The sequence below is a fragment of the Pseudomonas sp. SMN5 genome, from assembly GCF_052041925.1.
Taxonomy (GTDB): Bacteria; Pseudomonadota; Gammaproteobacteria; order Pseudomonadales; family Pseudomonadaceae; genus Aquipseudomonas.
Map to the genome: position 1 here is coordinate 210,798 of NZ_JBKGGX010000002.1, position 12,522 is coordinate 223,319.

Consider the following 12,522-nt stretch of genomic DNA (forward strand, 5'->3'; position numbering starts at 1 on the left):
GCTCCTAGTTCCGATCCGCGCGCAACAGCGCAACCAGTAGATAAATGAACAGCGCCACTGCCAGCAGCAGTGACACTCCGTCCAGCACATTCATGGGGTTTCTCCGTGGTACGGCATCGTGCCGTGGATGGAGTGATTGTCTGCAGGGAGGCTGTAAAGGGGCGAGATCGAGAACGGGCGCGCGGGATAAAGAATCTGTAAAGAATGCGCGCAGGCTTTGGCGTGAGGCTGCCGGTGCGTTCGGTACATGCGTTGGAACAGGCGTAGTATTGAACCACTGCGAACGAACTTCGCTCATACATGGTAAGCGTGGCGGATCGGGTGAAGAACACCCACCGACCCGCCTCAAGGAGAGCCCTATGCCCTGGTATGCCTGGTTGATTCTGATCGTCGCAATCGGCTCGATCGTCGGCGGCCTGATGCTATTGCGCGACACCGCCAACAAGGTCGAACTGACGGACGAACAGCGCAAGCGCGTTGCCGAACGCAATGCAGAGATGGATGCGAAGGAGGCCAAGGATCGCTGATTTTTGGCAGGCCGCAACCGACTCGTGGCGAGGGAGCTTGCTCCCGCTGGGGCGCGAAGCGCCCCCAATCACTCGCGCCGGTCGCGGCTTCACTACTTCTCCCAATCCGCCTTGGCAATCTGTAAACCATGCAGGCCCTTGTAAGCGGCCCGCTCAGGCTGGCTCCAACCCTTGAGCAATGAATCCTCCAACCGATAGATCTCTACCCCGAGCGGACGACAGACGCTGAGCGGATCCTGTGCATCCGGCCCCCACATCGCCAGCGAAAGGTCGCCACCGGGACAGGTGGACAGGGCACAGAGCAAATCAATCTCGGCGAAAAACTCCAGGTAGTCACCCTTCTGCGCCGGACAGGCCTTCATGAAGTACATGTCGTCGTGATTGAGCCCGGTGCATTGGAAAATGTTCAACACATCGTGAACGTCGAACTCCGTCAGGCCGTGGGGCAACACCGCGCGGGTCAGGTTCGAGTGGCAGTGATGGTGGAAGTCTTCGCCGGTCAGCATCTTGTTCACGTAGGGGTCGCAGCGTGTACCCAGCAAGTCGTGCAACCGCCCACCATGCTCGTCGATGCCGTAGCCAGCGAGGCTGTCGTCGGTGATGGTGACCAAGGGTCGCAGAAATGGCAGGTTCGACCACAACCGATCATGGGTGCTGACGTGTGCGCCCTGGAGCTGGCGCGTACGTGCTGCCCACAAGCGCTCCCGCGGATCGTGGGCGTTCCACACGTTGAAATCCCCCACCTGCGGACCCACCGGGGTGGTGACACGAAACACATGACCGGCCGGAACGTGCCAGGCACGACCGGTGCGGATTGGGACCTCGAACTGCTCGATGAGCGTGCGCTTGTCCTGCTGCGTGCGGATACGTTCGTAGAACGGCTTATCCACCCGCAGCGCTGAGCCTTTGCTGGTTTGGTACGCGGCTGGGTAATCTTTGTACATGGCGCAAGTCCTTTGTTCACCGGAGTGGCGGTGGGCAAGCGTTACTAAGAGCTTATCCCGAGGTCGGCTTGGTTATAAAAAAATCCTTCAGATTTCTCCGTCACCACGCAAAGAAGCCGGTCACATTCGAACGACTTCCCTTGGTTCACGGCTCAGTTCACTTCCAGCTTGTCGCGATTCTTGTCCAGCAGCGCCTTGCCAATGCCCTTGACCTCCAGCAATTCATCCACCGATGAAAAGCCTCCATTACTTTCACGATAGGCAACAATCGCCTTGGCCTTGGCTTCACCTATCCCCGACAACTCGCGCTGCAGCGTAGCGGCGTCAGCCCCATTGAGATCGACCTTGTCACTCTGTGGTTTCGCTGACACTTGCGTAGCCTGCGGCGCGACCACCGTATCGAGTTTAACCGCCGGTGCAGCAACGACAGCGATTGAAGCGCTGGTCAGAAGGGCAAAAACCAAAGAGTATAAATAGCCAGTACGCATGAGTGACGCTCCATGACATCAGTAAGAGAGAAGCAGCTTTTCCGAAGCTGCCTCTCAAACTTAGGCGATACTAGACGTCTGTCAAAAACGTGTACGTTACAGTTTATGTAACAATCAGGGCTCCAAACGACGCTGCTGGTAGATCCAGTCGACGATTTCGCCATCCGGTGAGTAACCATTGACTGTCTCGCGCAGGAGCTGGCGCACTCGCCCATAGTCATCACGCTCCACGGCAGCAAGCAGGTCGTTCAACTTAAGCTTCAACAGATCCCAGGGCAGGTGGTCTTCATTGGCTGTCATAATCATTGGATGTTCCGTCGCACTGACGTTGTCTCCGATCAACAGCTCTTCATACAGTTTCTCGCCGGGACGCAGCCCGGTGAATTCGATGGAGATATCGCCCTGGGGGTTACGCTCCGACCGAATACTCAGGCCCGATAAATGAATCATCTTCTCTGCCAGTTCGGCAATTCTGACCGGCTCTCCCATATCCAGCACGAAGACATCCCCCCCCTGCCCCATCGAACCGGCCTGTATCACCAACTGGGCGGCTTCGGGAATAGTCATGAAGTAGCGGGTTATCTTCGGATGAGTAACGGTCAACGGACCGCCGGATTTGATCTGGCTATGGAACAGGGGAATCACCGAGCCAGAAGATCCCAGTACATTGCCGAATCGCACCATGGTAAAACGGGTCTTGTTCACTCGGGAAATATTGGCCTCGTCGCCAAACAATACTGGCGCAACCTCCCGGCTCAGCGCTTGAAGGGTTAATTCTGCCAAGCGCTTGGTGCTGCCCATGACATTAGTCGGTCGGACCGCCTTGTCCGTTGAGATAAGCACGAAATTCGAAACACCCGATTGCAACGCAGCCTGCGCCGTATTAAGCGTCCCGATGACATTATTCAGCACACCCTCGGCAATGTTGTGCTCGACCATTGGCACATGCTTGTACGCTGCCGCGTGGTAAACGGTGTCCACCTTCCACGTCTTCATTACATCCAGCAACTTTTCCGGATGCCGGATCGAGCCAAGGATCGGCAGAAGACGCACAGGCACCGACTTACGAGTACCCCGCTGTTCCAGCTCCGACAAAATGCTGTAAAGGTTGTACTCACTATGTTCGAACAAAATCAGGGTCATCGGTCCCAGTGTGAAAATCTGCCTGCACAATTCCGATCCGATGGAGCCGCCTGCACCGGTGACCATAACGACCTTGCCCTTGATGCAACGCTCCAGCAAATCAGCTTGGGCTGGCACTGGATCGCGTCCGAGCAGGTCTGCGATATCGACTTCCTGGATATCCTCGACCCTGACCCGGCCGCTCGCCAGGTCGGTAAAACTTGGGACGCTACGAACATGAAGTGGAAATCCTTCAAGCAGATTCAGGATCTCTCTGCGCCGCGCACGAGTCGACGACGGAAGCGCCAGCAAGATTTCCTGGGCACCGGTAGCCTCGATCATCTGCTGGATGTGCTTGGGCTTGAACACCTGCAAGCCGGAAATGATCCTGTCGGCAATGTCACTGTCGTCATCGACGAAAGCGACCGGTCTCATCACCCGCCCCATGCGTAACGCAGCGACCAGTTGATTACCCGCTACTCCGGCACCGTAAATCGCCACCTTTGTCAGGGCGTCGTCGCGCTGGGTGAACGGGACGTGCCTTGCGGCAGTGAACCAGTCCCCCATGAAATACTGGCGCATGGCAAGACGCAGACCGCCAACCATTACAAGGCTCAACCACCAGTAGTTGAAAATAATGGAGCGCGGAATTACTTGCTCATGGTTGCTGGACCAATACACGATGAAGGCCAGCATCAGGGAGGACAAGCTGACAGCCTTGATGATGGCAATCAACGCATCATTCCCGAAATAACGCATCACGGCACGATACATGCCAAATCTAATGAACAAAGGTATGGCGACCAGCGGGGCGCTGATAAAAAGCCAAGTATGGACCCGTAAAGGGTTGACAAGCTCTTCGATACCCAGGCGCACGACAAACGCCATCCAGAGTGCAAACGTGACCAGCACGACATCAGCAATCACCTGAAGCGCACGTTTCTGACGTCTCGGCAGGCGAAGCAGCATCACTCTCAGTCCCTCCATACTAGTCAAACTCCTCCGAATCTCTCATATGAACCTCCCGCAAGAGAATCAATGTTGACCTCGATAAACTACGCCTTTGACGTAACGCTGTCGAAGCAGGAAATGGCCTGAAACCGGAAACCAACTCCAGAAATACCAGACCTTAGCACTTGATCGACGCCCCCAATATGAAATTGCCACGTGTATGGCGACCCCAATAGCGTACAAAGGCCACTATCAAACGATCCGTTCCTATTCGCTAACGCACCCAGATGGCTCAACCTTCGGTCAGCAGGTAACCTTCACAAGACTTGGCCGCTCGCCCCTTTGCAAGAGAATATGCCTCGTGCAGCAGCTTATGACGTTCCAGGCGCACATTCGGGTCAGCAGGCGTGCGAAAAAGGGACGTGGTTTTCGGCACATAAGTGAATTGATTACCAAAACCATAGCGCAACCAAAGGTTCCAGTCTTCAAGGTTGCTCATATCTGTCTCGAAACCGCCTCGCTGCAGGTAAAGATCGCGACGGAATAGCAAGGATTGGATCGGGATAAAGTTGTGATCCAGCAAAATATCGTAGTTGTATTCATGCCTGAAATAAGAAGGGGTCTCGTGGCTGACCTCCGTGTAAGTACCGTTTGCGGCCGTGACAGTTCCTACTTCCATTGCTAGCGAATATGCCCCGACCGCTGTCGGATTATTCGCCAACGCAGTCACCAATACCTCGACGTGATCAGAAAACAGCAGATCGTCATCATCCAGGAACATACAGTAGGTACCTCTGGCCATCTCAAGGCCAAAATTCCCGGTCACGGAACGCCCGACTTTATCCATGCCGTAATAACGAATGGACGGACTGTCTTGCCGTTGACATTCGGCCACCAGCTCCTTCATCGTCTCTCCGCCGTCCTCTACGACAATCAGTTCCACGTTAGGGTAGGTCTGATTCAGGACGGATATGATCGCCTGGCGGAGGAACTCGTTACGCTTACGGTAGGTTCGGGTGATAATCGTCACCAAAGGCATCGCCGCCAATGGCTCTCCTACTTTCCAGAATGCACCGTCACGAATCATTTCGTAATCGAAACCACGGAAAGGAAAATACACGTCCTTGCTGGTGCCTTTGCCCAAAAGAAAGTGCGGAGCTTTCCGAATAATTTTTCCCAAGTTGTAAATCAAATCCAACCGCGCGCCCGAATAGACCTGCGGCCTGAACAATAATAAAACTTGAAGCACCAACGCACCAAGCCGGTCGCTGAAACCACCATAACGCAAGCGCAGATAAGTGTTGGCCAGCGTACTACCAGTGAACTGAACCGGCTTCACATGATTTTCGTGCTCGTAAGTGTAATGGTGTACAACAGCCGCCGGGCAGTATTTCAGCAGGTACCCATAAGAGCGAAACCTGTAGGATAATTCGACATCCTCACCATACATGAATATCTCGCGCTCATATCCACCTACATCCGTGTAGGCCGAGCGGCGAATTAAAATACAGGCATGAGAAGACCAATTGGTTTCATGGGTGACTGGATCATAATATTTCGGATGCTCATAAGGTGCCTGACGAAGCTCCCACGACGCAACAGCCCGAACCGTGTCTGAAGCTGCCGCAGCCACTACCTTACTTATCGAATCTTGAGCGAACACGATATCAATGTTACTGACCAGAACGAAATCTGCCTGTCCGGTTTTTATAGCGCGATCATGCCCCCGACCAAAACCGACGTTTTCGCCCTGAATGATCTTGAAGTCGGCCACCTCTTTACCGAGAAGCGTTTTCCAGCGCTGCAATTGCACCACGGTAGTATCGAGGGAACCATTGTCAACGAAACACAGCGCAACGCTTTTAAGAGGATAATTTTGCTTTTCCAATGACTCGAAAAATCCATCGATCCATTTTGCACTGTTGTAGGTCACCACCGACACATCGATCATTGGATGAGCATCGACCTTCAGACTGGTCGGAGCTCGTTCAAAACGACGGCCAGCCATTGCCTGAATAGCCTTGAGATTCTGCTGCGAATTAAAGACCCGCATGAAGCCGGACCGTACGCCTTTCAGACTGTTCCTGCCCTTCATACGCAAGCCAATGAGAAATGGGAGCCGCTGATAGGCCGGTCGCAACAAATAACGCAAATACACGCCCCAGCGCTGGACTCGCCAAATCACAGGAAGCAGACGCCGCCCTCCTCTAAGCGGACGGGTCAACCGCCATGAATTTGAAGACAGGATGCTGGATAGCTGTTCCTTCAAAGATCCGATTTCAGAGCGGAGCGCCTGAACTTCCTCTGCGGCAGCATTACTGTTTATTGAAAGACCATGCTGACTTAAGCTGGACAGTTCTACAGCGAGCTCCCGATTTTTTTCTTCAAGCCAAGCGATATAAGATTGCTGTCGATAGCTCTCAAGATCAGCATCAAAAGGGCTCCGCGACAGATCGGAGGGAACGGTTCTGGCAAGTCGGCCGAGGTGCGATGACGGCTCAATGAAATGAGCCTCGTCAAGAAAATAGTGCGTCAGGGAAAAATCCAGGACTTGCGCCCGAAGTGATCTGGAGCATGGACACACCGCTTTGTGCTTTTGCCACAATACCGCGAGAAGCGCTGGATGGCTAACATCAATAGTCAAGCCGGTAAGCGAATAAGGAGCCTTCCCTAACGTGTAAACAGTCTTACCCGCCAGCGCCGCTTCGAAGCCCGCCGACGAATTGATGGTAAACACCACGTCGGCAGCAGAAATAAGGGCCGCGATACTGTCATCCTTATCAGCAACCAGAACGTAGTCCGGTAAGGTAGGTACTTCGTCTAACGGGTGCGGCTTAACCAGTACTCGAAAACCCGAATCCTTCACCACATCATAGACGTGGTGAACATACTCGGTCATGCTCGCGAACGGAGATCCCATAATGATATTGGAATCGTCCTGCACTTGAAGCAGGATCAGTAACGTGGGAACTTGCGCACCACCGCGAAACCGATACCTGTCTTCCATCTCCTGTAAATGTTCAAACGCAATGTCGGACGGTGGTTCGAGTTGTTTTGCTTGATAATCTGAAAACTCTATGCTGAAACCACTGCGCACGTTGACACCGCGAGTGTCCGAATAATACGCCATTGGATTTGGTGCTCGGAGCATACCCAGTTCGTTGAACAACAAAGGGATCTCTTTAGTTGCGCAGGCGGTTTCAAGACTGCCGTCATGATTCCAGCAGAACACCAGGTCAGGTGATACCGTTTCGATCAGCGATTCAACGAATCGGTCATGAAAAGCCAATGGTTGGTTGTTGAGCAGACACGTCCAATGGCTCATCCACTCGGGATCATTTTTTCCCGGATAGTCAAAGCCCAGTGAAGCAGGGCTGATCCACGTATGGCTAAACTCCGGGTATTCGTCCCTTAGCGCGTCAGAACCAACGAAAATGCATTCCCAGCCATCGCTGGCAAACTTGTTCGCCAGTGGCAAGTATACGTCGACTATGCTACTGAATAACGTTGGTTGCTCTCTCAAAATCAACGGAAGCGTGTAGAAAACGACACGCTTAAACTTCCTTGATGCCACGCGTATTGCTGGGTCACCTGCTGCGATGCTATTCGGAGCGATGTTGAATTTGACTACCGCATTCGCAGCGACGATTGACCCGTTCCCAACAACCGCGCCTGCCAGAACCGATACATTGGTGCCGATCCAGACATCATCTCCAATCGTTACTTCTGCCAACCTCAGACCTTGATCCTTGATCGGAGTCTGCAAATTGTATCGGTGCGTAGACGAAGTAATGGAAACGTTCGGCGCGATCATCACGTTTTCACCGATGGTAACCTTTCCGCTCCCATTCACCCAAGAACCATAATTGATGATCGTCCCCGACGAAACACGCAAATGACCGCCAGCGCCACACTCTATGACGACGTTATCTCTGATTTCAACACCGTCCTCAATGACGCAAACAGCCGTTTCATCTACATGAAATTTAACCGTGTCCGCAATCTTCGCCTTACCGATCTCAAGCATGATTAAGCACTCTTTACAACATTTACTGTTGACGGGCAGTAAGCAACGCCAACGATTTGACGCCCACCAGAAACTACCAACTTCCGCATCGGCCAGCGCTGATCTAGTTCAACCCGCTCTCCGTCCAGGCTGGCCATTCCAATAAACAGGAAATATACCCCGGGTGCCAGATTCAAAGAAAAATTGAAACTTATTCTATAGGCACCCTTTTGGAAAGCTAACTTGCAGCCTGCCAGCAGTGTATTGTCACCTGCCACATCGACACCTTTAGCATCTCGAAGTGAATAGCCAATCACTACGTTATGCAGCTCGGTATTAGACTGTACATAACAATTCATAGTGATATCGTCAGCAGGCTCGAATTGATTACTTAGCGTGCCATCGGCCGTAGAAAAGTCAACAGCATTGATTTTTGCCAGACCAGAACCAAACCGCACTTCTGAAATATCACCTAACTCTTCCCCATAGGAAATGTCGGCGTGATGCGTTTCGTCTCCTCCGGCTAATACCGAGTTGCTGTTACGTACCTTTTTCTCATAATTCTTGGTAGCGGCCAACACATCTGAACTGTACTCAAGGATCTGGCCGTCCTGCATGACAATGACCGCCTGGCAAAACCGGATTACAGACTGTGTATCGTGGGACACAAACAAAATAGTCGTGCCGCGCTCCTGCATGCTCTTCATCTTGAGCATGCATTTAAGCTGGAAACCCGCATCTCCTACGCTTAAAGCCTCGTCGACGATTAATACGTCAGGTTCGACATTGATCGCCACCGAGAATGCGAGACGCGCAAACATTCCACTGCTATACATACGCACGGGCTGATTGACGAAATCACCGATGTCTGCAAACTCCAGAATAGCAGCAATCCGAACCTGCATTTCGGAGTGGGAATACCCCATGAGGGCACCTTGGAAGTAAATATTTTCCACGCCAGTGTAGTCCGGATTGAAACCGGCCCCCAATTCCAACAACGAAGCAACCCGACCGACCACCTCGACCTCACCGCTCGAAGGGGTCAGCACGCCGGTGAGGATTTTCAGCAAGGTGCTTTTGCCGGCTCCGTTCTTACCGAGAATACCGACGGTTTGCCCTTTCTTGACGGTAAAGGAGACATCGGTCAATGCATTGAAATCGTGGTGCCTGTGTTTGCCGAAAAGCGACAGTGCCTCGATCAACCTATCGACGGGTTTGTTATAAAGCCTATATACCTTGCTCACGTTCTGAACGCGGATCGCGAGCTCGTTCAATTCGCTCATCACAAAATATCCGCAAAATGAGGTTTTAATTTTTTGAACGTGCGCCAACCCACCAGCGTCAGGAATACCAGAATTCCCCAGAAGACCAAGGTCTGGGTTGGTCGCTCCCAGAACCATACCTCCCGGATGAGCGAATCTCTGAATCCTTCAACGATATAAGCAAAAGGGTTCAGTCTAAGGTAGGCAGCAGCTTGTCCCTGAACTACATCTATATCCCAAAAAACTGGAGTCAACCAGAAGCCAAACTGCGTGGCCATTGCCACAATTTGGCCCAGGTCAGGAAAGAAAATAACCACCGAACTGGTAATCCAGGCAATCGCCAACAGCAGCATGAACAAACAGGCAATGTAATAGCCTATTTGCAACCAATGGATACTTGGCGCATATCCATAAACCACGAACAACAGGAGAAGTAGCAGTACGAAAAAAAAATGCACAAGGACCGCAGAGCTGAGCTTCACTAACGGCAGCAAAGACACTTTGAATAGTATCTTCTTAACCAGAAAGCTGTTTTCCTTGACCGCTGTACAGCCAGCGTTGAGGGCTTCAACCACAAAGAACCAAGGAACCAGACCGCAGACCAACCATAGGACAAAAGGGAAATCACCGTGGGGAGCGGCCTTGAAACCAAACTGGAACACGAACCACAAAATGATTGTCGTAGCACAGGGCTGGATAAACACCCATAGGAACCCCAAGTAATTAGTCAAATAACGCGCACGCAGATCATTTGCAATCAAACTCACCAGGATCCTGCGATCCGAGAGTATTTCTTCGAGCCAGCTCATCGCCAAGTGCCTTGAATGACCAATATATTCATCACTACCTGCAACCCGTCATCTAAAATCATTAGCCATCCAACTTCATCGTTTCCAAACCACTACCGATCGCCGGGGAAAATGATGTTCTCGATTCGCTAAGGCCCTCAGGGCGTCTGGATTTATCTTTAGGTTTGAATTTCAATGAATGTTTTTCAATAAAATGCCAAGACACGTATCCTAGCAACAGCGTTATCACAACGGTGCTGGCTAGATAAAGAGGGTACGAAATAGTCGGAAATTTCAGCAGCACAAACTGCTGAACAGGGAAGGCATATATGTACACGCCATAAGAACAATCACCTAGTCGATTGATCCAACTTCCCAGCCGGCTGTGGGACAGGCCGTAAGCCAGTACAATGTAGGGCAAGGCTAGCCACAGCAGGAATTTGGAAATCGCAGAATATGGCGCCAACAATATCGTTGCCATGACCAGGACACATACACCCGATAAGCTGAACCCTCGTTCCAATCGCCACTTTGCGTAGCATGCGCCGATCAGGAAATAGATACCGGTCAGGAAAATATTCCGGACATCAGTGCCGTATATGACTGTCGGAGGGGCGCCCGCCCAGCACCAGAAAATCACAACGAGCATGAACGACCCAGTGGCTACAGCGTACACCCAACGCCCACCGCGGAAAAGAATTCCCAACCCCATAACGATCAAGTACATAAAAAATTCGACGGGTAGGCTCCACAAAGAACCATTGACTGCATTTGGCACTCTTGCATGCTCAAGAACTCCGGGCAAATAAAAAACCGGACTCAGAATAATATTCTTTAGATAAGACATGAACTGTGGATGTGCAAAATACTCGCCAATACTCAAGGTTGTAGCAATCGGGCCTAGAACCAGCATACTGATCAGCACGACCACAATTAAAGCAGGAAAAATCCGCAATGAACGCTTGCTTAGGAAATTTATTATTGAAGGCGACGAATCCCAGCTTTTCACTATCAGATAACCACTAATAATGAAAAATATATCTATACCCAGACCACCATAAGGGGTTAGACCGAGAAAAACAGGTGCCGAGCCTCCATAAAAATCAAAAGAGTGCGCATACAGAACCATTAGTGCAGCAATAAGCCGAAGCAAATTTAAATTATTATCTTTATGCAACATGCATAACACTCCAACTTATCTAGCGCACCGAAATTGACCGCTTTTCCTATATAGCAATACGTAGCTAAATATTACTTAGTCCACTCTAACGCCACGCTCGGAAATTCGGCTCGCACAATGGCCGTGAATCATACCATTATTCCGCGACTTCCATCTTTCAACGTCCCTTGAATATTTGACAGGCGACTCAAACAGATGAAAGGGCCTCCCGGGTGCCCGCTTTAAACAACACAGCCAAGCAGAGCAAAGGAGCATAGGCGACAACCAATCCGATAAAACCGGATACATACCCCGACGCCACTGCCACAGCCCAAGGTAGCAACCAGAACACGTTGAGCCCGGCAACTCCCAGCGTCACCGTTTTGTGGCTACCATATCGACGGGACGCGTACTGATAAGCGTGGCTTCGATGAGCCTGATAAATCTTGTCTCCATTGATAAGTCTCCGGCCGAGCGTCCACGTCGAGTCGACAATGAAGACTCCGAGCAAAATAACCCAGCTCCAAAGGAATTCGGATTCCACGGCGCCTGCATGCAGCGACAGAATCCCGAGGGATATACCTAGAAAGCCGCTTCCAGCATCGCCCATAAAGATGCGTGCTGGTGGAAAATTCCAGCACAGGAACCCCGCTACTGCCGCGCCCAGAAGCACCGCCCCCCAAAGCGGCTGGACTTGTCCGGTGATCAGGCAAATAACTGCGCCACCGAAACAGACGATCAATGCCTCTGCACCAGCCAGGCCATCAATACCGTCCATGAAATTGTAGAGATTGAGCATCCATACCAAGTAGATGACGGCCAGTGCGTGGCCGAGCCAGCCCAGATCAATTGACGCACTGATGAATTTCAATGGCGGCAGCCCGCCTAGCCAGTATATGGCCCAGATAGCGGCCGTAAAATGTCCTATCAAGCGCCATCTTGCGGCGATGTGCCCATGGTCATCGGCAAACCCAACTAGAGCAACCAACAGGCCGCTTCCCAGTAAGGCATATATGGCCCCATCGTCCATCCACCCTGAAACACCGAGGACAGGTAGGGTGGCAAGGAAACTGAAGACTATGGCCATCCCCCCCCCGCGAGGCGTTGGCACCGAATGAGAGCTGCGCTCGTTAGGGATGTCCATCAAGCTCTTTGACAAAGCATAACGTCGCAATAACCAGGTAAACCCCCAGGAAGCGACGAGAACGCTTAGGAACACTGCGCCAAACGTCATGTTGCTTGCACCCGTTGGATAAGAGGTAGGTCGCTGACTAA

At 51.8% G+C, this 12,522-nt stretch carries 10 protein-coding genes; 1 reads left to right on the forward strand and 9 read right to left on the reverse strand.

What is annotated here, in order from left to right:
* Positions 1-4: 4 nt before the first annotated feature.
* The gene (gene kdpF, locus ACLEJR_RS02655; protein WP_033033323.1) at positions 5-94 is read right to left on the reverse strand and encodes a K(+)-transporting ATPase subunit F; all 90 of its coding nucleotides are present in this window, start codon (positions 92-94) and stop codon (positions 5-7) included.
* A gap of 265 nt (positions 95-359) precedes the next feature.
* On the opposite strand from kdpF, the gene ACLEJR_RS02660 reads away from it, so the two are divergent.
* Positions 360-527, forward strand: a complete 168-nt coding sequence (locus tag ACLEJR_RS02660; RefSeq protein ID WP_080942495.1) for a DUF2897 family protein — start codon at positions 360-362, stop codon at positions 525-527.
* Between the two features lie 92 nt (positions 528-619).
* Here the strand turns inward: ACLEJR_RS02660 and ACLEJR_RS02665 are convergent, their stop codons facing one another.
* The 8 genes from ACLEJR_RS02665 to ACLEJR_RS02700 all read right to left on the reverse strand — a co-directional run bounded on the left by ACLEJR_RS02665 (position 620) and on the right by ACLEJR_RS02700 (position 12,481).
* Entirely contained in the window at positions 620-1,471 is an 852-nt protein-coding gene (locus ACLEJR_RS02665; protein ID WP_440811985.1) for an urea carboxylase-associated family protein, read from the reverse strand.
* Between the two features lie 152 nt (positions 1,472-1,623).
* The gene (locus ACLEJR_RS02670; RefSeq protein ID WP_440795589.1) at positions 1,624-1,959 is read right to left on the reverse strand and encodes a ComEA family DNA-binding protein; all 336 of its coding nucleotides are present in this window, start codon (positions 1,957-1,959) and stop codon (positions 1,624-1,626) included.
* A 114-nt stretch (positions 1,960-2,073) separates the two neighbouring features.
* Complete coding sequence (locus ACLEJR_RS02675; protein ID WP_440811987.1) at positions 2,074-4,068, reverse strand: polysaccharide biosynthesis protein; 1,995 nt, start codon at positions 4,066-4,068, stop codon at positions 2,074-2,076.
* Between the two features lie 256 nt (positions 4,069-4,324).
* Positions 4,325-8,059, reverse strand: coding sequence for a glycosyltransferase (locus ACLEJR_RS02680; protein ID WP_440811989.1), 3,735 nt, complete (start codon positions 8,057-8,059; stop codon positions 4,325-4,327).
* A gap of 2 nt (positions 8,060-8,061) precedes the next feature.
* Positions 8,062-9,321, reverse strand: a complete 1,260-nt coding sequence (locus ACLEJR_RS02685; RefSeq protein WP_440811991.1) for an ABC transporter ATP-binding protein — start codon at positions 9,319-9,321, stop codon at positions 8,062-8,064.
* On the reverse strand, positions 9,321-10,109 hold the full coding sequence (locus tag ACLEJR_RS02690; protein ID WP_440811993.1) for an ABC transporter permease: 789 nt from the start codon (positions 10,107-10,109) through the stop codon (positions 9,321-9,323). The genes ACLEJR_RS02685 and ACLEJR_RS02690 overlap by 1 nt, the downstream gene beginning before the upstream one ends.
* 61 nt (positions 10,110-10,170) lie before the next feature.
* Positions 10,171-11,268 carry an acyltransferase family protein gene (locus ACLEJR_RS02695; protein WP_440811995.1) on the reverse strand — a complete coding sequence of 366 codons (1,098 nt, stop codon included), beginning with the start codon at positions 11,266-11,268 and terminating at the stop codon, positions 10,171-10,173.
* Between the two features lie 187 nt (positions 11,269-11,455).
* Entirely contained in the window at positions 11,456-12,481 is a 1,026-nt protein-coding gene (locus tag ACLEJR_RS02700; protein ID WP_440811998.1) for an MraY family glycosyltransferase, read from the reverse strand.
* Between the last annotated feature and the right edge of the window lie 41 nt (positions 12,482-12,522).